This window comes from Zarconia sp. (assembly GCF_057467645.1).
Window position 1 is genome coordinate 40,655 of record NZ_JBRJXU010000092.1, and the last position, 21,992, is coordinate 62,646.

General features: G+C 46.9%; 13 protein-coding genes. 7 read left to right on the forward strand and 6 right to left on the reverse strand.

Features of this window, described 5'->3' with window-relative positions; translation table 11 throughout:
• Positions 1-345: 345 nt before the first annotated feature.
• A complete protein-coding gene (locus tag AC2215_RS13685) occupies positions 346-1,656 on the forward strand; it encodes a class I SAM-dependent methyltransferase (protein ID WP_486810568.1) in 1,311 nt (436 codons plus the stop codon).
• A gap of 9 nt (positions 1,657-1,665) precedes the next feature.
• Here AC2215_RS13685 and AC2215_RS13690 read toward each other — a convergent pair whose 3' ends face one another.
• Complete coding sequence (locus AC2215_RS13690) at positions 1,666-1,881, reverse strand: hypothetical protein (protein ID WP_486810569.1); 216 nt, start codon at positions 1,879-1,881, stop codon at positions 1,666-1,668.
• Between the two features lie 105 nt (positions 1,882-1,986).
• Between AC2215_RS13690 and AC2215_RS13695 the strand changes: the two genes are divergently transcribed.
• Complete coding sequence (locus tag AC2215_RS13695; protein WP_486810570.1) at positions 1,987-2,502, forward strand: type IV pilin-like G/H family protein; 516 nt, start codon at positions 1,987-1,989, stop codon at positions 2,500-2,502.
• 117 nt (positions 2,503-2,619) lie between these two features.
• Here the strand turns inward: AC2215_RS13695 and AC2215_RS13700 are convergent, their stop codons facing one another.
• Positions 2,620-5,529, reverse strand: a complete 2,910-nt coding sequence (locus AC2215_RS13700) for an O-linked N-acetylglucosamine transferase, SPINDLY family protein (RefSeq protein WP_486810638.1) — start codon at positions 5,527-5,529, stop codon at positions 2,620-2,622.
• 195 nt (positions 5,530-5,724) lie between these two features.
• Here AC2215_RS13700 and AC2215_RS13705 point away from each other — a divergent pair, with 195 nt between their 5' ends.
• A complete protein-coding gene (locus AC2215_RS13705; protein ID WP_486810571.1) occupies positions 5,725-9,066 on the forward strand; it encodes an O-linked N-acetylglucosamine transferase family protein in 3,342 nt (1,113 codons plus the stop codon).
• A 1-nt stretch (position 9,067) separates the two neighbouring features.
• Here the strand turns inward: AC2215_RS13705 and AC2215_RS13710 are convergent, their stop codons facing one another.
• The 3 genes from AC2215_RS13710 to fmt form a co-directional block, all read right to left on the reverse strand.
• A complete protein-coding gene (locus AC2215_RS13710) occupies positions 9,068-11,821 on the reverse strand; it encodes a glycosyltransferase (protein ID WP_486810572.1) in 2,754 nt (917 codons plus the stop codon).
• 350 nt (positions 11,822-12,171) lie between these two features.
• Entirely contained in the window at positions 12,172-12,930 is a 759-nt protein-coding gene (locus tag AC2215_RS13715) for a class I SAM-dependent methyltransferase (protein WP_486810573.1), read from the reverse strand.
• Positions 12,931-13,067: 137 nt separating this feature from the next.
• The gene (gene fmt / locus AC2215_RS13720) at positions 13,068-14,063 is read right to left on the reverse strand and encodes a methionyl-tRNA formyltransferase (RefSeq protein ID WP_486810639.1); all 996 of its coding nucleotides are present in this window, start codon (positions 14,061-14,063) and stop codon (positions 13,068-13,070) included.
• Positions 14,064-14,586: 523 nt separating this feature from the next.
• On the opposite strand from fmt, the gene AC2215_RS13725 reads away from it, so the two are divergent.
• Both AC2215_RS13725 and AC2215_RS13730 read left to right on the forward strand, forming a co-directional pair.
• Complete coding sequence (locus AC2215_RS13725) at positions 14,587-15,282, forward strand: hypothetical protein (RefSeq protein ID WP_486810574.1); 696 nt, start codon at positions 14,587-14,589, stop codon at positions 15,280-15,282.
• Positions 15,283-15,575: 293 nt separating this feature from the next.
• A complete protein-coding gene (locus AC2215_RS13730) occupies positions 15,576-17,621 on the forward strand; it encodes an ABC1 kinase family protein (protein WP_486810575.1) in 2,046 nt (681 codons plus the stop codon).
• A gap of 373 nt (positions 17,622-17,994) precedes the next feature.
• Here AC2215_RS13730 and AC2215_RS13735 read toward each other — a convergent pair whose 3' ends face one another.
• Positions 17,995-19,584, reverse strand: a complete 1,590-nt coding sequence (locus AC2215_RS13735) for a glutaredoxin domain-containing protein (protein ID WP_486810576.1) — start codon at positions 19,582-19,584, stop codon at positions 17,995-17,997.
• Between the two features lie 248 nt (positions 19,585-19,832).
• Here AC2215_RS13735 and AC2215_RS13740 point away from each other — a divergent pair, with 248 nt between their 5' ends.
• Both AC2215_RS13740 and AC2215_RS13745 read left to right on the forward strand, forming a co-directional pair.
• On the forward strand, positions 19,833-20,393 hold the full coding sequence (locus AC2215_RS13740; RefSeq protein WP_486810577.1) for a TetR/AcrR family transcriptional regulator: 561 nt from the start codon (positions 19,833-19,835) through the stop codon (positions 20,391-20,393).
• Between the two features lie 270 nt (positions 20,394-20,663).
• On the forward strand, positions 20,664-21,989 hold the full coding sequence (locus tag AC2215_RS13745; RefSeq protein WP_486810578.1) for a hypothetical protein: 1,326 nt from the start codon (positions 20,664-20,666) through the stop codon (positions 21,987-21,989).
• The last annotated feature ends 3 nt before the right edge of the window (positions 21,990-21,992 follow it).

Here is a 21,992-nt window from a genome sequence, read left to right on the forward strand (position 1 = left end):
ATTTAAGCTCTAGAACTATCAATATTTTCTGCGATCGAAATCTCAATTTTACGTTGATTTCAAGTTTTTTTGAAAATCATCTATAATCGCCAAAAATAATTGATTAAAAACGACCAAATTTGAGCTAAGTAGGTAGGCACTGACAAGCTGTGTTATGTTGCAATTTGTAAAATAAATCCGATTTCGCCTGGAGAGAGGAGTTGAGGCAATTTACATTTAGTTACATCGGTAAAAATTTTAACGCCCACCTACTTAAAAGCTCGTCTATTTATGCAAGATATCAGATAAAGTAACCTCTAAATTTATTGAAATTTTTTCACTTTTGTCTGTAACTCTAGCGTGCCTATGTCCTCCGAAATTGTCAAAAAAATTCGCCAGCAATATGAATCCGAACCTTACCCAAACGTGCCTCTAGAAGATTCACCCAAAGACGACGCAAATCTTCTTTACTTCCACAACCTAGTCACTCCGTACTATCTTAGAAATCAAGAAATTCCTAGTTCTGAGGGAAAAGTGATTCTCGATGCTGGGTGTGGGAGTGGTTATAAAGCTCTGATTTTAGCCGAAGCCAATCCCGGTGCGAAAATTGTGGGAGTCGATCTGTCTCCAAAGTCGATCGCAGTGGCTCGGAAGCGGTTGGCGTACCATCAGGTCGAACACTTTGAATTTCACGCCATGCCACTAGAGGAACTCCCCAGTTTGGGATTGGAGTTCGACTATATCAATAACGATGAAGTTCTCTATCTTTTACCCGATGTTGCTGCCGGACTCAACGCGATGAAGTCCGTTCTCAAATCCGATGGTATCATTCGCACCAATCTGCACAACGCTTACCAACGTGCGGGAGTCTTTCGCGCTCAGAAATTTTGCCAACAACTCGGTTTGATGGATGAAGATCCCGATGACTTGGCCGTCGAAATTCTCCAAGAAACGATGGAAGCGCTAAAAAATAGCGTCAATCTCAAGCAAAGAACTTGGAGACCCGAAATCCAAACCAATCCGAAACGAGCTTTGATGAATCATCTCCTGCAAGGAGATAAAGGATATACCATTCCCGAAGTGTTTGCGTTGCTTGAAGTTGCCGGTTTGGAATTTATCGAACTGTTAAATTTTCGACAGTGGGATATCGCTCGACTCTTCCAGAACCCAGACGACCTACCGGCATTTTGGGGGATGAGTTTGCCGGGGTTGAGCGTTGAAACTAAACTCCATCTCTACGAACTTCTCAATCCCATTCATCGGTTGATCGATTTTTGGTGCGGTCATCCCAAATCGGCAAAACAGACCGTTCCGATAACGGAATGGAGCGATCGAGATTGGCACACCGCCAGCGTTCACCTACACCCCCAACTCAAAACAGAAAAAGTCAAAGAGGCAGCAGTCGCTGGAATCGATCGACTCATCTCCCTAGAGATCGGTCAATATTTACCATTGCCGGGATTGTCGGGGATTTGGCTCGATAGTTCGTCTATGAGTTGTTTGCTGCCACTCTGGGACGAGTCGCAATCGATGATGGAGATGGTGCAACGCTGGCATCAGCTACAACCCCTCGATCCGATAACTCTGGAGCCGATCGATCTCGAGTCAGCATTTGCAACAGTCAGGGGAATAGTTTCGACGATGGTGGAATACGGCTACGTCTTGGTTGAGCGCTAGGATTTCATCTCAGGACGAACGTTCGAGTTTCAGGGTAGTTTCCGGGTAGTTTTCGGGTAGGGTGGGCAAACCAATTATCGGAAACACGGATAAGGAAATACGCTGTTGCCCACCAACAGTCAATTTGGATGAGGTGGGCAACACGAAGCCTTCACTCGTGGCAATTTCTTCTCCTCTTGTTGCCCACCCTACAGTCTCTCCATCTACGGTATGCTGTATCCCCAAAAAATTTTTTTGGGGGGGTGATATGAACTCCGTCGAGGATGGGTACGTTAGATCTAGGAGATAAAAACCCCAAGCATCCCAAACCTTTTAGGAGAAGGCACGCGCATGAAGACTGAATTTAAAGCCAAGTTTTTGCAAAATTTGAATCAGAAGAAGAGAGAAGGCGGTTTTACCCTCATCGAACTGCTGGTGGTGATCATCATTATTGGTATCCTCGCCGCTATTGCTCTTCCCTCCTTCCTCAACCAAGCCGCTAAAGCGAAGCAAGCCGAAGGTAAGAATAACGTCGGTGCTGTCAACCGGTCTCAACAAGCCTATCGCTTGGAAAACACTCAATTTGCCCCGGATTTCACTGCGCTCCAGATTGGTATCCCCACGAGCGGTAACAACTATACATTTGAGATTACAGGTCCTAGCGGTACAGAAGCGACGATTAACGCCAATCCAAAAGATAATGCAACCCTCGCTGCCTACGCTGGGAAAGTGCAAGTTGATGAGACCGGTCAATCCTTGGCTGCTGCTTGTCAAAATACAACATTACCCTCCTCTCCGCCTGCTATTGGTACAGTAAGTGGTAACCTCGTGACGGACTGCGGTGGCGAAGAGAATGTGATGAAGTAAGGGACGCTACAAACTGAATTAATTCAATTAATTTTCCGTTTGGAAGTTGTACCTTCAAGAGTATCAGGTAGACTCAGTTCTGCCTGATACTTTTTGATGGGAACCAACGATCGAACATCAGTCCCGTTTGGGGAGTTTCTCCCGAACGATACGCTGATAAAAATCCTCCAACGCTGCGATACATTCTCGATCGTCGTAGAGGCGATCTCGAGCATTTGTAATGCAGTTAACGATACTATGCCGCCATCGAGCATCCCGACCCAACTTCACGGCAATATCTATATATTCTGCGGCATTATCCGCAATCGTATCGGTGACTCCCAACATTTTTAAAATGGCGTAGGAGTGGCGACCGCGCATAAATTCCCCCGGACAGGTCACCACGGGTAAGTGACAGGCGATCGCTTTGAGGGTCGTCACCCCTCCCGACCAACTAAAACTATCTAAGAAAATATCCGAGAGTTGGTTTACTTGAAGATAGTCGGACTCACTCAGACGAGGTAAAACAGTACAGTAGTCTTCGCTATCGAGATTAAACTTCGCAAACGCCAATTTTAGGCGTTGTTTAAATTGTTCCGTTGTATGAGGACTGGGATGAGAGAGAAATACGAATTGAGCTTGGGGAAGCTGGCGAACGATTTCGATAAAAATATAGTCGTGCTGAGGAAGATACTTAAATAGAGATTGACAGGCGAGATAAATAATCCGATCGTCATCAATCCCAAAATCCGAACGAGTTTTCTCGAGTTTGGGAACTATCGGTTCTCGATAGCAGATGCCAATATTCGGTAGCCGAATGAGTTGTTCGCAATAGTGCTGTTCGCCATTTTCGGGTTCCATCAAATCGCTCGATAAGAAATAATCGATCGTGGATAAGCCGGAAGTGACCGGATGCACCCAAGTCGTACATTGAATCGGAGCGAGTCGTAAAGAGGCAAGGGGGGTCATTTTCGGGTTTAAGCCAATATCTAAAAAGACGAGAATATGTAAGCGATCTTGAATCACCCGATCGCAAGTTTCATCTACACTCCCCGTCACTTTATAGAAGCGATCGCTGGCATTTTTAAATTGATGGGTTAATGAATCTTCTTTATTACCCAGATAGTAGCAGTAGATTTCAAATTTTTCCCGATCGCTGTGACGCAACCAACCCACAATCAATTCTCCGAGTCGTTTCGGTCCCATATGAGATGAAAGATAGCCAATGCGAATTTTTCCCTCTTTAGTTAAGGGGGGAAAAGGAAGGTTTTGTATCCATTGGGGGTAGTTCGCCGCCACGATTTTGCCGACAAACTGTCCGTACTGTTGTTGGATATCTCGATCGCACTGACCTTGATAAGCTAAGTAAAAGTTGGTATGCAAACCCAAGGCTTTCAGTGCTTCCTGCTGTTCGATCTCCGTATCGAGAGCGGTGGTTTCAATCAATTCATTTAGTTTCTGGATAAATCGATCTCGATAGTTTTTTATTTCATCTTTCGAACGATAGATTGCCGGTAAGAGCAGAGAGTTTATCAGGTTTATCTCAAAAGAATAATCAATTAATTTACGTGCTTTCTTCGCTAAAGCCATAGACTCGTCAATTAAGCCATATTCTCGAAGTGCAACAATGAGAAGAGCATAAAGCTTCGATTCTTGAGGATACAAAGAAATCGCTTGTTTTAAGTATTCTATGGCTTCTTCATTTTGCTTGAGCGATCGCAAACAATCAAATAAGGATAAGTATAATTCAACCTGACCTTGATGATTTTCGATATATTGTAAATACTGAACTTTCGCTAATTGATATTGACCTTGGCGATAATAGGTATCGGCTAAATTTAGATAAAACTGTTCGGGATTCTTTTGAGCTTCAAGGGCTAAATTTAAATTATTCTGTAGTTCGGGATAATTTGGATTGAGTTTTAATGCTGCTTGATAAGTCTCGATCGCGGCATCAATTTTGCGTTGGACGATGAGGACATTTCCTAAGTTTAAATAACTTCCCAGATGCTGCGAGTCGATTTCGATGGCTTGACGGTACAGTTCTTCCGCTAGCTTAAATTGGCAATCGGCGTATAACAAGTTTCCCAAGTTGTTATATGCATCAATATAATTTTTATCTAAATCGATCGCTCTTTGGTATGCGGTCACTGCATCAGAAAATCGTTCTAGTTTTTCGCAAACGAATCCAAAAGTATAATGTAGGTTCGCTCGCTCTGAATCGATTTTTAACGCATGCAGTAATGCTTGAAAAGATTCTCGATCGTCTTCTAGGTGATAATAAACAATGCCTAAATTATACCAAGCTTGGAAATCGCGATCGTCCCACTTTAAAAACTGCTCGTACTTTTCGGCGGCGGCACGATAATCATTTCGTTTTTGCAGCTCTAATGCTTCTTGACGAATCGATTCTAAAATTTTTCGATCGCTGCCAAATTGTAGGTCGTAAATACTCTGAATCAAAGCGTCATCGCGAATCTCGATCGAACTCGAGCCGGGATAGTTATAGTCTCGATCGATATCCCAGCTGAGAACGTGAATTCGATCGCCAAACTGATTGGTTTCATGGGATGGTAACTTCAAATCCAGCAAGATTTTACATTCTGCATGCGCTGCCATAAAGTCCCAAATCGCTTGATGGACGCTACTTGAGTGAGTATGACTCACCACAATTAAAGCGCGATCGGCCAAAAACGTCTTTGCCATCAGTAATGATAAAAGCTGAGAGCGATAATCGTGCGCTCCATTGTAAAAATAAACGCCAATTTTATCTTCTAGCTCAAGCTCTTTTAAATCGAAAAAGAATTCTTCAAAATTTTGCTCGCAAAGAATGACTCGATCTTCAATTTCAAAATGAGCAAGCACATTAAAAAAATCCTCAAGCTTTTGCTCGTCGAGGGCAACTTCTTCAGAACGTTCTACGGCATATCCAAATTGCTCGGGACGATCGAGTAACGCCGCGATTAGAGTTGCTTCCTGAAAAGAACTAATTTCACAATAAATTTCTCCCCCTTCTAAACAACCCACAGCACAATCAAGAACCTGCATCACCGTTATTGTGCTAAGATCTCGTTCGTTTTTGAAGAGCGTTTGAATTTTTTTAAATTTTGGATTATCTAAATTATATCGATTGAAATCATTCTTAAAATCTTGAAATTTCATATTTAAATTAAAATATTAGAGCGAAAACTGACTCAATTTATCGGTAAAATAGCGAAAAGGATAAAACTTAAGATAAGCACGATGAAAATTGCATTTGTAGACTTTAGTGGCTGGGACTACAACACCGACGATGTTTCTCGAATGCCACTAGGTGGTTCTCAGTCTGCACTGTGCAACCTCGCAAATGCTTTGGTCAAATTGGGTCATCAAGTCTTTTTATTGAACCAAACTTCACATCCTGGAAAATATTCAGGAGTGGAATGCATCCATATGCACAACATACCAAGAGATGTATTACAAGATCTAGATGTTTTAGCGATCCAGAATCAAGCGGGTATGGGAGAACAGGTTAAGGACATCTTGAACGATCGCACCGCTTTAATTCTCTGGACTCAGCACGATCGCAACCAACCCTCCGTACAAAAGCTACAGGATTCTGCGGAGAAAGATATTTACGATGCGATCGTCTTCGTAAGCGACTGGCAACGAAATTGTTTTTGCGAACACTTCGGAATTGACCCGTCTCGAACTCGAGTTTTGCGCAATGCGATCGGTCTCCCTTTTTATCAGATGTTCGATCGCACTTCAGGTATCCTAACCCAAAAATCGCAACCCCTCGTACTGGCCTATACCAGCACGCCTTTCCGGGGTCTCGATCTTCTTTTAGAAGTTTTCCCTCAGATTCGTCAAGCCATACCTGGAACTCGCCTCAAGGTATTTTCGAGCATGAAAGTGTACCAAGTCTCTGAAAATCAGGACGAGTCGAAGTACGGCGAACTTTACGAAAAATGTCGCCAGACGGAAGGGGTTGAGTATATTGGTTCTCTTCCTCAAGCGGATTTGGCCGGCGAACTGAAATCGATCGCCGTTCTGGCTTATCCGAATACATTTGCGGAAACCTCCTGTATTGCCGTGATGGAGGCGATGGCGAGTGGTTGCTATGTGGTCACCAGTCACTTAGGTGCGTTACCGGAGACAACGGCCGGGTTTGCTCGCTTAATTCCCGTCGAAGGAGATTGGGAAACCTATAAAACTAATTTTGTCGAACAAACGATTGAGATTCTCACACAGATTTCGAGTTCCAAAGTTCTAGATACCGAAACCCATTTGCGACAGCAAGTTGAATCGATGAATCGCGACTGTATTTGGTCGGTTCGAGCCAGAGAATGGGTCGAGGTCTTGGAGCAAATTACGACCCACAAAGCTAAAGAAAAACTCGATCGAGAAGATTTATCCACTCAAGCCTACCAATGTTTAGTTGAAGGTGAATGCGATCGAGCGAAAACTCTCTACGAACAAGCGATCGAAATCAATCCTGCCAATCGATCGAACTACTGGCATCTCGGCTTAGTATTACTCCTACAAGGACAAGAAGCAGATGCACAAACCACTTGGCTCTCGGTAATGATGGAAGCGGGTGAAGAGGAAAGCCAGGTGTGGATGTCAGAGCTGCTGGGAGTGCTGCAAAATGAAGCTCGCCGACAAGAAACGTTGAGCCACTGGCAAATGGCTTGGGTCATCCGGCAGCACATTCGAGAAATTGTTCCCGAAGACCTCAATAATTGGCTACAACTGGCTGTACTTTCAGCCAATTTAGAATTGAGATCGGAGTTGGATTCGACTTTAGAAAAACTCAGAGAAATACTAAGCTTAGGAGAATCAGAAACTCACGCTCTCGATCGAGATATTCTGCTAGAGACTCTGAAAAAAGCGTTAGAATTCGAGCCAGCCATTGAGTCTGTTATCTGGTTGAGTGAATTTTGTGTTCGTTACGCGGCTGATTCTCCGGAGTTCAGGCAACTCCTTATCCGTCAAACGACGGTTTTTCTACAAGAAAATATTTTACCGAAACAGGTTCTCACGAGATACGCCGAAATTTATCTTTCTCTTCAACCTAACAATCTTCCCGTGTTGGTTGCATTAATCAATCTCTATCAAGATACGCAACGATATGCGGAAAGTTTTGAACTGGCGGAAGCATTTATAAACAGAACGGAGAATCTACCCGATCGAATTGCCGCGTACTATCTCCTTCTCAGAGGCTTAATGAAAGCTGGTGGGAATTTCGAGAAAGTTCGAAGGATTCACCAAGAATACGAAAAATTAATCGTCGAATTAATTGAATCCGATCTAGAACTCGATCGCAACCACATTATTCAACTCATCACCACGACCTTATTTGGAGCGTATCTTGATGATGATGTTCGTAAAAACAAAAAATTTAATAATGATTTTTCGAGCTTTATGCAATCTAAGATTCGGAAATACTTTGTGGGACACCCCCAAACGAACACTCGTGAAATCGCTGTCAATAAAAATAAAATACTAAAAATTGGTTATTTGTCAAGCGGTTTGCGACGAAACTCCGTTGGCTATTTAGTGCGATGGACACTTCAGAATCACGATCGAACTCACTTTCAGACTTTTGCTTATTCTCTACAGAAAACTGAAGATGAGGTGCAACAGTTTATTGCCACTCAAGTGTCGAAATTTCGCGATCTATCGCGAGGAATAACGATTCCCGAGATTGCTCAAATCATCCATCAAGATGAAATCGATATCCTGGTCGATCTAGATAGCCTCACTTCTGGTGTTGGATGCGCGGTAATGGCGTTAAAACCCGCACCCATTCAGTTAACCTGGTTGGGTTTTGATGCTTCTGGATTACCGGCAATTGATTATTTCCTAGTGGACTCTTACGTTCTTCCCGACTCAGTACAAGATTACTACACCGAGAAGATTTGGCGACTTCCCCAAACCTATATTGCTGTGGATGGTTTTGAGGTTGGCGTACCCACGTTACGACGAGAACAATTAGAGATTCCCAAGGATGCGATCGTCTATTTCAGTTCCCAAACCGGTGGCAAACGCCATCCCGATAACGTGCGATCGCAACTACAGATTTTAAAAGCCGTTCCCAACAGTTATTTACTGATTAAAGGGTTACACACCGATCTCGAATCCGTACGTCGTTTTTTCGAGCAAATTGCGACGGAAGAAGGGGTAAAATGCGATCGATTGCGATTCCTCCCGGCTGCACCGTCAGAAGCCATCCATCGAGCAAATATTAGCATTGCCGATGTGGTTCTCGATACCTATCCCTACAACGGAACAACGACAACCCTGGAAACCCTGTGGATGGAAGTTCCGGTGGTGACGCGGGTTGGGGAACAATTTGCCAGCCGACAAGGGTATACGTTACTGACGAACGCCGGGATTGAAGAAGGAATTGCCTGGACGGATGAAGCCTATATTGAATGGGGAATTCGATTGGGAACCGATTCCCAGTTACGCCAAAAAATTGCGTGGAAGTTACGGCAGTCTAAACAAATTTCACCCTTATGGAATACCGCACAATTTACGCGGGAACTCGAAAAAGCTTACCAACAAATGTGGCATCAGTACCTTGGATCGATCGCGTAACTTACTCAGCAACTTCCACAGGATAAATTTCTTGGGGTTGATAGCTTGGTATGTGTTCGGCTTGTATTCGAGCAATCGCAATTCGATCTTCCTCCTGTAGGATAATTCGTCCGTTTAATACAGGCAATAAAAGTTCCCATTGTATCGAACTCAAATTTCGGATTGGATAAATTGCCGGTTCTTCCGTTACCTCTAAATTTTCACTCATGAAAACATTCATTATGACTCCAGCCATTACTAAGCTAGCTTCTTCGTCAGAAACATCACCAACCTGCACGAGTAAAGCGAGCCGATCGAGGTGAGGATGAGATAACATTGCTGCGATCGCCGGTTCTAGATTTGCACAAAATGATTCTTCCGATCGAGTCCAATCGGGAAAAACGATGAAATTAATATCTCTGAGCTGAAGTTGTATTTTTAAATTGCTTAAAATTTGAGCTTGAAATTTTTCTTCGCTTCTACAAAGAAGGCAAAGTTCTGCCATTTTTTGTTCGATAACATCGATGGAGCGATCGATATCGAATCGTGCAGCTCGTTCTTGACCCGCAACTGCAATGCGTTCCCACCGTTCTCGATCGTGTTGTAAGCCGAGCAGCACCTCTGCCAGAGCTTCCGCATCCCCCGGGGGAAAGGTCAATCCGCTGATACCCGGTTCGATGATTTCACTCGCTCCCCCCGTACCACTGGTCACCACCGTCAAACCCGCCGCCATCGCCTCCACTTGAGAGCGACCGAAGGGTTCTTCCCAGGTGGAAGGAAAGACCAATACGTTGTGCGTGGCAAAGAGGTCAATCAATTGAGAACGGGATAGATAGCCTAAAAAATCGATTTTTTCCTCAATGCCGCTCTCATTCGTACGTTTCTGTAGACTCTCTAGAAACCATGTCACCGGTGCATCGCCAGCGATCGAGCAGTGAAAGTCGATTCCTCGATCGTGGAGAATGGCTAAAGCTTCGATGAGGGTTTGAGGGCCTTTGTAGGGTAAGACTAAGCTGGCAAATACAATCCGCAGCCGATCGAAGTTCGGCAGCACGCACATCTTAAATCGATCGGTAAAAGCACCGGGGTAAACAATGCCAATATCGTCGAGTGGATATCCCTTATCCTGCAACCCTTTTCGACTAAATTCGCTGTTGGCAGCAACATAATAGAGCAAACTTTGCGGTGTATCGGAGACTTCATATCCGGGACTATCGAATCCGAGTAAGTGGAGCGTGGGAATGCAGCGTTCGAGGAGCGTTTCGATAACTTTATAGCTCAATAAATCGATATTTCCCAGAATGCATGCATCGGGAGCGAAGTTTTCGATCGCATTTTGAATTGCGAGCTCGTTACCAGCAACAATTTCCATGACGCGATCGCGATCTTCGATCGCTTCGGGGGGGAGTTTTTCGTAAGTTCCAAACAGGACTAAACTCCGCTCGATCGAATCTTCAACCGATAGAATTTCGCCTAAATAAGGAGCATCTGAGGTGAGAGTATAAGTGGTATGACCTCGTTGAGTCAGAACATTCGCAAAATCGCAAATTCGGCGACCGTACCCTCCCAGTTCTTGGGGAGGATACAAATTATTGATAACCAGAATTCGTTTTTTTTCTAGATTTGATGTAAATCTCCTGTCTCGGGACTGATTCTCTTCTTTAAGATTCTCTGAAAGCTCTTCTGGAGTTGCCGATGATAAATTCAGCTTGCCTATTTTTTCGGGTAAACTTAGTGTTTTCTGGGTCTGTATAGGAGATAAATATTGTAAAAGATGTGTAGCTTCCTCATCCCGATTCATTTCCACTAAGACTTTCGCCAGATATTCGATCGCTAGCTTGTTCCGGCGATCGAGATGCAAGGCTTTACGCAAAAGAGACTCTGCCGACAAAAAGTCTTCTATATCGAAGCAACGTATCCCCAATTCAACGAACGATTTTACATCCTGTGGGTTATCGTCCCAATTAAAGTTAATTCGATAATGTTTGAGTTTTCTAACTTGGTGATATAGATTATCCTCGTGTAAAAAATAGCCCGAATAAAGATTTTCAACGATGCGATCGCAATCGTGAATGAAGACATCCGTACAATAATTTTTGAAAGCCAGTTGAGAGGCAAGATAAATACTTTTCATCCGTCCGGGAGTTTCATCGGCATACCCGGCTGGCGCATCGACAAAGATAACGTCCCACTTTGTGGTTTCGATCGGTTTCGGAAGCGTCAGGGAAAATGGAGTTTGACCCTGGTTATACTGAAGAAGTAAATTCAGCCATTGAGAGAGCTGAGTTTGATAATCAACGTAGTAAGCTTCTATTTGTGGAATTGATGACTTTACTTCATTCAACCAACCTTGATTATCTTCTAAAAAAACGGTTTTTCCATTGTTGTTGATATCTATCCATAGTTGACTATCTTTCCCAACTCCAAAAATCAAAAAGTTTCCGGGACTTCTTTGAAGTATAATATCGGCAAGATAAGTATACTCGCTAATTGAGAGCTGATCGGGATTGGCTTTGACTAGAGTTTTAATTTTATTTTGATAGAGTTCTGTGATTTTGTTTTTATTTTTTTGAAATTGTAAAATTCGATCGAGATCAATTTTTTTTAAGGTTTGAATTAAACGAGGAATATGCTGATATTCCTGGCTGAGTTTAACCTGATATTTTGTTTTGGGATATAGATCGATCCAACCTTGAAGGTGACTTCTCTCTAGCAGAAAAATATTCGATTCAGAATTTAGATCGATGTCTATCTCTTCTTCCATCAAGATATTCATCAGAATCTCAAAAAAATATGACTCAATATCTTCTCTATCTAGATCGCTTTCTACTAAGACTAATAGAATGTTTCGATCGGCTTGGGTTAGTATTTTTAAACATAACTGGTAAAGTTCGGTATAGAGTCCACTCTCAAGCCTTTTCCAATCTGGGAAAGCAATGAGATGGGTCTCATTCAAATTATAATGAGAACGATTTTCAAGATAATTGGGTGGCTCAAACCAAAAAGTATAGTTTTCATTCTCCATTGTTATTGCTTGAGTATTGAAAAGAGATTTACTTGAATTGTCTCAATCATGATTTTACGCACTTTAAGATATGTATTTTAAAATATTTATATCTAAATTTATTAATATTTTTCAATAGCTAAATGATAAATTTCATCAATAACTTTATCATTGCGCTGTTGCCGCAACTCCTCGACGGTGTAATTCTCACCTCGATCGATATCCCAGCTCAATACTTGCAAACCGTTCCAAAAGGTTCGATCGCCATTTTTAGTCGTGGGTAAATCGAGTAACATTTTACACTGGGGGTGAGCGGCGATAAAATCCCAGTTGGCTTGATGCACCTCACCGTTATTGCTATCATCGACGATAATTAGAGCCCGATCGGCTAAAAAGGGAACGGAAAATAACAGCCCTAATAGTTGAGAGCGATAGTCGTGGGCACCGTCATAAAAGTACACCCCAATTTTCTCAGCAAATTTTAAATCCCTTAACTCGCCAAAAAATTCTTCAAAGTCTTGATTGCAAAAAATAACGTTATCTTCTAGCTCAAACTTGGTTAGATTTTGCGCCAGTTGTTCCAAGTTTTTGCCCTCAAGATCGAACTCAGAAAAATTATCCACCGCATAAGCCACGGTTTCGGTTCGATCGAGCAGTGCCCCAATCAGAGTTGCCCCCTGAAAACAGCCAATTTCGCAGTAAACTTCCCCCGCTTCCATACACTCAACCGCCCAGTTGAGCAATTGGAGAACGTTAGTCGTCGTCATCCCCCGAACTTGCCTTAAAACCGGTTGGAATCGAGCGGATTTTGGAGAAATAGATTCCTCACCCCAATGGTTGTAGAGATTGGGAAGATGCTGAATAAACTTTTGATAATCCATACTGAACCGATCGCACTTTTTGTCAAGATAGAACCCCGTCGGGGCAGGTGGGCCGTTTGTCGTGAAATCACAGTCGGAGGGTCAACGGCCGCATTCCCCCTACGTTTTTGCCATCAAGATCGAACTCGAAAATTCCCTCAACCCAAAACTTCCCCGACTTCCAACCGAGTCCCATTGGCAAAATCCCATCCCGATTGCGCTTTCTTCCCCGCCAACTGTACCTGCCGCAATAGCAACAATCCATCTCCCGTCTGGACGATCGGACCGAGTTTCTTTGCTAGTCCTACCACAACTCCAGGTCGATCGGACTGCGGGGCGATCGCATCTAAATTTCCCTGCAACCCCGCCATCTCATCCGGGAGGCGCGATCGATATTCTTCCCCCAGGGGGGCAGTCGCTTGAATTTTCAAAGCTTGCCCGCGAAATGGGGTGGTGCAGTTGGGATAGAACCCACGAATGCGATCGTGCAGTTCGATAGCCCGTTTCGTCCAATCGAGTTGGTAATCTTCTTTTTTGATGAGGGGAGCATAGGTCGCGAGGGCATTATCTTGGGGAATAGGTTGTACCTGCCCACTCTTGAGTTTAAGGAGAGTTTCCACCATCAAATCCGCCCCCACAGAGGCTAATTTCCCCGCCAACTCGTTTGCCGTGTCGAGCAAATCGATCGACACTTCCGATTTGAGCAACATCGCCCCGGTATCCATCCCCGCATCCATCAGCATCGTCGTCATCCCCGTTACGGTTTCGCCGTTGCACAAGCACCATTGAATGGGGGCCGCCCCGCGATATCGAGGCAAAATCGAACCGTGACCGTTGATGCAGCCGAGTTTGGGCATATCCAGGATTTCCTGGGACAGAATCTGCCCGTACGCCACCACCACAAAGGCATCCACCCCAGCGTCTCGCAACTTAGCCAGGGTGGGGGCCTCTTTTTTGATGCGACTCGGCTCCCACACCGGCAGGTTATTGGCAACAGCTGCGACTTTAACCGGAGAGGGTAGGAGTTTTTTGCCCCGCGATCGCCGCTTATCGGGCTGCGTCACCACTGCGACCACCTCGAATTCTGGATTTTCCAGGAGGCGTTCTAGGGTGGGAACGGCAAATTGAGGCGTGCCGAAGAAGATAATTTTCATCATTAGTTCACTCGATGACGATCGAGCCACCTCAGTGGCGCGACCCCTTGAAACTCTACTGTACTATCCGTTTGCGGCTTTTATATGCTATCGGCATCGCCAAACTTCATCAACACTTTATCCACATTTCATCGATTTTTGTTTAAATTTAATTGAATTTCTCCGGAATCAATGGTAGAACATCAGTACGATCGCGGTCGTGCACTTTTGATAAGACCTCATTCATTCAGTATTTTCCTCCAAATCGCCGCTTAATGGCGTGAAGAGTTTTATGGGAGCCAGAGCCTCGCAATCTATACTCGATCGCCGTGTCTTACTCTTTGGTTCTATTTTTCGATTTTGACATCGCGCTCGGGGCGATCTTGGGCAGGAAAAGTGTTGAAGGGTGTATGCGGGTACGGTGAAAACCTACCCGATTTCGTAGAATTCGGCATCGAAAACTCGGTCGACGCCCAGATCTCGGAAATACCTAGACCCCAACGAGTTTCCCATCGAAACTCCTTAGAAATACTTAGCCTAACCCATGAATCAACAACAAAATTCGAACGACCCCATTGGTAGTCCTCATCCCCTGCCCTGGAACTGGGCGATGACGACCCACGCCCAAGTCAGTTCCACTCGCGGCTTTGGAGTTAAATATTATCGCACGGGGAATTTGATTTCACCCGATGGCGCATATGCCGCTTACTCGCAAGTGGAGATGCACGTCGATCCCAAACTCCACCGCAGCAGCCTCAAAAGCAATCTATTTGTGGAAAACCGCCGTACGGGAGAAGTCCAGCGCGTGGTTCCCACCTCTCCGATTGCCACCAGCGCTCGGGCGGCGATCGATCCGACTCAAATGCGCGGTACAATTTCCGTCTCCGTACCCCTATCTTGGTCTCGGGGAGGCGATCGCCTTCTCGCCCGCCAGTTTGAAGGACTATTTTGTTCCTCTGAAGCCACGGATTATGCGGTGGTTTGGGATGGCAAGCGCAACCGCAGCACCACCTTAGCCCCCAACCGACTCGATGGCGGCTGTGCCGTGTTGTTGGGTTGGAGTCAAGCCCACAGAGATCGGGTTTTATTCCGATTGGGAGGCTTGGGATTTCGCGAGTGGTCTGTCTGTGCGGTGGATTTAGCCGGCATGACGGTCACTGCGAATGAAGATCGTCCCCTCCTGTTCGGAAATTCCCTCAGCGCCATGTTGGAATCAACTCAAGTCGCTGCTTCTTTTTGATGTCAGGCGCGCGATTGGATCGGTTCGGGCGAAAGTGGGTAAAGGCGTCGGCACAAACGGAGAACGGGAAATGGAATCGCCCCCGTGAGGGCAGATTTTCCCCCTGTTCTCCGAGATGATGACCCAACGCCCCACACCCCACACCCCACCCTCACCCGAAACGGTCCGATCCCGAACCTGACGTTTTTTAGGGTTTTCCGATCTGTATGGCGCAGAAAGTCTTAACTTATATCCCGGTCTGAGGCAACAAATTGTTACAATGTTTTAAGTAAGCTCTCAGCAATGGCAAATTCATGGATGTCCAGACGGGATCGCCTCTTTCTCGTGGAGTTGATTCGAGCCTTAGAACTACCCCTGCAAATTCAGCGACGGTCACCGTTCGCCCTCAACGGATTGCTCCCGTCGCCGACTCAATAGAGCCAGAACCGCTAGGTCGAGTTCCAGCTCTGCGCTACGATCCGCAGCAAGTGAGCGATCGATACCGCAATCGCCCCCTGGCAGTTTGGGGACGTTTCGTGGCGATCGTCGGCTCTTTCGTCAGCTTCTTTTTGAGTTTGTGGTGGGATCGCCGTACCGGACGCAGCCAGGAAAACCAGCGCCGCAGAGCCATCAAATTACGAGAAATTCTCACCCGTTTGGGTCCGGCTTACATCAAAATCGGTCAAGCCCTCTCCACCCGACCGGATGTCGTGCCGCCGCTGTATCTCGAAGAGTTGAGCAAACTCCAAGACCAACTGCCGCCCTTCCCCAACGAGGTGGCATTCGGTTTCATCGAAGCTGAACTCGGCGATCGCCCGGAAAATATTTACGCCGAACTTTCCCCCAATCCCATTGCGGCGGCTTCCTTGGGGCAAGTTTACAAAGGTAAGCTCAAAACCGGCGAGGATGTCGCCGTTAAAGTCCAGCGCCCGGACTTAGAAGAACGGGTGACCCTCGATATCTACCTGTTGCGCATCCTGGCTACCTGGGTGCAAAAAAACGTCAAACAGGTGCGCAGCGATCTCGTCGGCATTATGGATGAATTTGCCGAGCGCATCTTCGAGGAGATGGACTACTCCCAAGAAGCCGCCAACGCCCAGCGCTTCGAGCAACTCTACGGACATCTCAAAGATATCTACGTTCCCACGATTTACCCAGAATATACCCGACAGCGGGTGCTGACGATGGAGTGGATCGATGGTACGAAGCTGACGAATTTAGAGGCGGTTCAAGCCCAAGGCATCGATGCGGGGTATCTCGTGGAAGTGGGGGTGCAATGTTCCCTGCGCCAGTTGCTCGAACATGGCTTTTTCCACGCCGATCCCCATCCCGGTAACTTGCTCGCCACCCCCGAAGGAAAGCTGGCGTACCTCGATTTCGGCATGATGAGCCAAATTAAGGAATATCAGCGCTACGGATTGATCGAGGCGGTGGTGCATTTGGTGAATCGGGATTTTGAAGGGTTAGCCCACGATTACGTGAAGCTGGAGTTTCTCGGCCCCGAAACGGACTTAACCCCGATTATTCCCGCACTGGGGAACGTCTTTAACGATGCTTTGGGGGCCAGTGTCGCCGAACTGAATTTCAAGAGTATTACCGACCAACTCTCGGCGCTGATGTACGAGTATCCGTTCCGAGTGCCGGCTTACTATGCTCTGATTATTCGATCGCTGGTCACCTTAGAAGGGATTGCTATCAACGTCGATCCCGAATTCAAAGTTCTCAGCAAAGCCTACCCCTACGTCGCCAAGCGCCTGCTCACCGACTCTTCCCCGGAATTGCGCACCTCTTTGCGACAACTTTTGTTTAAAGATGGCAGTTTTCGCTGGAATCGCTTGGAAAACTTGCTCAAGAACGCTCGCACCAGCGATGACTACGATCTCGGTGCCGGACTCAACCAAGCTTTAGACTTCGTGTTTTCCGAGCGCGGAACCTTCATCCGCGAGCGCATCGTCGAGGAAGTGGTGAAAAGCGTCGATTTGCTCTCTCAAGATGCCGCACGCAATACCCAGGCGGCGATCGGGGAATGGTTGGGTTGGAAGCAACCAGAACCTTCAAACAGCAGTCACTCGAATGGGGCTGTTTCCCAAGACCGGCAAACCCTCGAACGCATCAAGCGAATTTTAACCATCTTGCGGGATACGCCGGGATTTGATGCCATGGAACTCCTGCCGCGCATTCCCCAGCTGCTGGTAAAGCCGGAAACTCAACGCATGGGTCAGGATATTGCCAGCAGTTTAGCTCAGCGATTCTTGGCGCGGATGATTCGGACGCTGCTGCTGAGCGATGACTCGGGATCTCAGGTGGAGATTCCCTCTCCAGCACCCAGACAGCCTTCTCTACCTCCAGCGGCAGGTTAGGGTGACAGCTAGTGCTGCTATGCAGAATTAAAAATGCAAAAATGTGTCTTGAAAAGTTGAACTGGACTCAAACCGACACCGCCCGCGATGCACGCAAAATTTAAAATGCTTACTGTCTATAGCTTTCACCTGTTGAGAACTAGGTAACGCGAGTTCGGGTTAAGGAGAGTTGAAAGTCCAGGGAGCTGATGTAGATTCGAGTCATGAGTAGAAGAACCTCGAACCCACTGGCTCTAATCGACTCTAAGCAGTCGTTATCGCCCCCTACTCTACCCTCTACACCGACCTGACGCTAATTCACTTTCAACGAATGTGCCAGAGTACAGCTCCCTCTCCGATTGACTTTTCAAACATTCAAGCTGCTGCTGTCAAATCAGCGGTCTGTGTTTTCATCGTTCTGTGTTTTTATCGTTGCCGTCCAACGCTGGGCGAGACCACCCACTGCCAGACACATGGTTAACTCGACCATTTGATCGGGCGTGTAATACTCCTTCAAACTCAGCACCAAGGGTGAAGGGGTGAACGGAGGATAAACCGAGGCTGTTTTCGCCAACCACAGGGCCGCACATTCCTTCTCACTTAAATCCTCGTACGCCCTCCCTTGTACTTTAGCGGCCTCTAAGCTTTGCTCTAAGCGCCTCTGGGCTAGCTCTGGAGATGTCCCCAGGGAAATCGCTGCCCTTTTCGCGAGGGAACCTTCAAGATGGTTGAGGTATTGATGTCCTGTAATATCGGTCAGGACGTACAGCATTAAATGTTTCAGTTCTGCCGAAACCTGTCCTTGGGCAACCGTCAAGACATATAAATGGGAAACCGCCATTCGAGCAGATTCAGGAAGAGATAGAAGCCAGTTGGGAACGATTCCCAGACTCTCTTGCAAGTAAACATTCAGATCGTTGCCGATGGCAGCCTCTAAGTACGATCGCACCTGGGTAATAAAGGCTTTTTCCCGTTCGAGGATTTTGGATGGGTCTGGTGCACTTTCTTCGGGATGAGCCGTTGCGTTGGGTCGATCTTGACTATCGTGCTTGCCGACGTCCCATTGGGTTCCCAAGCTGCTTCGAGCCGCGTCCAGAGCCGGGGCTTCTAATTCAACCCCCATGAGATCGTTAAAGCGGTTGAAGAAGCCAAAACTGGCGGCTGTTGCGCCAACACTTGCAATCAATTCGTCACCGCGATCGGGTTCGAGTTGTCGAAGTCGCTCGAGATCCTTGTCCGAGACTTGGTTTAAAGCCGCTCCCCGGGCCAAACGAATCATCACTCGCTCGGCTTCAGTAAACGGTAATACCGAGTCATCTTTGCCTTCGGGATGTTGATAGAACTCAAAAATCTGCCGAAGTTTGGTGGGTGTGGTTCCGGTGTCGAGGGCGGCACCCGTCGCATGAGCCGTACAGTAGGAGCAAGCCGCAGCCACACTGGTCGTAAACGCCACGGTCATGCGGAAATCACCCAACGCGATCGAAGTCGGTTCGAATAAGCCCAAAAATGCAGCTAACCAAGCCGTAATATAGCCATCAACAATTGTCATGTAGCCGTACATATTCGGCAGAAAACCAAATAAAGCCTCGTAGTAAGGTCGAATTTGGTTGATTTCCGGATGGGTTTCCCAATCGCAGATGTATCGATCTAGAATCTTGCCGAGGGGGAGTTCTGCATTGGCCAGTTCCGCATCTGAGACTGGTGGTGGAAAATCGAGATCGGCCGCGGCAATCGTTTCTTGAATTTTTCGCTCGAGAATCGCTCGATCGAGACCTAACATATCGCTGGCACCACCGATGTGCTCGTCATTGAAAAAGATTTGTGGAACCGTTTGGCTTCCGCTTAAATAGATGCTCAACATTCTCAAACGAGCATCTTCGGTCATATCAAAGCTCTGGTAAGGAATATTCCGGGCTGCTAGGTAATCTTTGGCTTTTTTGCAATGAGGGCAACCTTGTTTCCAAAAAATCGAGATCTGTCCCATGTGTCCTCCTGAATTATTTCATGAGTCTTGATGCTTGGTGATACTGATTGGAGCGCAGGTTTCTTTTCAACAACAGTTCCGAGTTCGATCTCGGAACGCCATGAATCAGTATCCGGTCGTGTCCGGGGGGGGCGGGAGCACTCAAAGCCCATACTCCGTGCCGAAAGCACCCATAATCTTTTTTGGGATACGCTACCGTATGGTTATAGGTTAGTATGGACATAGCCAACCTGTCAATACGCTGCCGTATGGTTAAAAAAAAAGAGAGCATCAAGCTCGCAAAGCAAGACTGGATTGACTTAGGGCGAAGGGTTTTAGCTGAAAAGGGGGTAGACTCAGTGCGAGTCGAACCCCTTGCGAAGTTGCTCAATGTGACGAAGGGGAGTTTTTACTGGCATTTCAAAAATCGAGAAGAGCTTTTAGAAGCAATCTTGCAAGATTGGGTGAATCGCGAGACGGGTGGCATTATCGAACGAGTTGAGTCACTAGCAAGCGATGCATCAACGAAACTGCTTCACTTGCTAGAAATAGCGATTCAAGATGGCGGTCAGTTCGAAAACGCGATTCGATCTTGGGCAACGAACGATCTGAAGGTGGCGACGACACTCGACCAAATCGATCGGCGACGATTGGACTATACGAAGACTCTATTCCTCGAAATGGGCTTTACACCATTTGAGGCGATGGTACGTGCTCGAATGGTGTATTACTCACTCATTGGCGAATGCACTCTCGGCGCACGAGCTAATCGAGCTGAACGGTCAGAACAAATACGGATCGAGCATCTTATTCTGACCCGTCGGGACTAAATTAACCCTCTTGCGAAATGCGTTCGTTAGTTGCCTTTCGTTACTTCTCTCGAGCGATGGACCGTGTATGTTCGGTGGCTAGACTTCCGAGGGTCTAGAAGCCGAAAGACTCGATCGGAGGCAGCTTTTTCACGTATACTCAAATCACTGTTGCTCTTGGGTTTTGGAGTGGACAGATTCGGTCGATCGAGGGTGGCGCGATGAATGTAGCGATCGCCTTCCTGATTTGGCCCCCAACTCTCCGAAGACAAAACTGGTAATGGTGGTTTTATGAAAGCTGTCGCGCAATCGTCACAAATCAACTGGCAACTCTGGCTTCCAGCATGGGTGGCCGGGACGGGTCTGGCTTCGGTGATGGTGTTGAGTCTGGGATACGCCCTGACTCGTCCCTGCACCATCGGACCGTGCCAGCCCATCGCGAGCGCCCAACAACTGAGTCAAAATAGCTTGGAAAAACTCGATACGGAGCGATCGACCGCTGCATTTATCGAGGTGAACCAGAAGCTTGCCGAAGCTGGGAAACTGCTCGAGGATATCCCCCGCTGGTCGACCCATTACGGAACTGCTAAAGAGTTGCGGGAATTTTACCAGCAGCAGCGGGATATGCTCCTGGAGGTTTCGGGTGCGTTGAATCGAGGGAATTTAGCAGCGCGCAAAAGCCAAAATCCCCCCCATTCGGCTAAGCGCTGGCAGGAAATCCAGAGGTTGTGGGAAGGAGCGATCGAAGAACTGGAGAAAGTGCCCCAAAATAGTCCGGCTTTTACCTTCGCCCAGACAAAACTGTCTGAGTATCGATCGAATTTAGGGTCGATCGAACAGCGAAAAACCATCGAAGAAACCGCAAACGAAAAACTCGAAACGGCGCTGACCGCCGCCGAAATCGCCCAAGCACGGCAAAGCGTCGCCCAGGATCTGCCAGAGTGGCAACTCACCTACGCCAGTTGGCAAACGGCGATTTCCGCCCTGCGACGGATTCCTCAAGGCACCCTCGCCGAAGAACGGGCAGAGGAGCTGTTCGCGGATTACGAACCGATGTTCGTCACCGCTCGGGAACGACGCACCCAAGAGCAAATTGCCACCAACTTTTACAACGAAGCCATCCGACTGGCAGATCGGGCGAAAACCTTCCAGGAACAACGGAAGTGGAATCAGGCTGTTTCCCTCTGGCAACAGGGAATCGGGGCCGCCCAACAAGTGCCCGAAGGCACCTCCTTGTACCCCCAAGCGCAAGTCCTGGTGGAATCGTACTACGGCATTTTGCAAGGGACTTCCGCCGTGCGACGGGAGCAGCAAGCCCTCGATCGCGCCCGAACCGAACTCAAAGAGCTGTGCGACGGCCCGATCTCGATTTGCGAGTATGTCAGCACCCCTGAGCTGATTAAGGTGTACGTGCTGCCCCAGTACGTGGAATACATTCGCAACATCACCCGTAACTCGAATGCTCAAGGAGATCTCGATACCCGTACTCGCATTGAAGAGCACAAACAGATTCTCATCGACGGGTTTGCTGCCATTAGCAATCGATCGAAAATCCCGATCGATCTGTATCAAAAGTCGGACGGCAGTTTAATTGGTTCTCACCAACCGGCTCGTTGAATT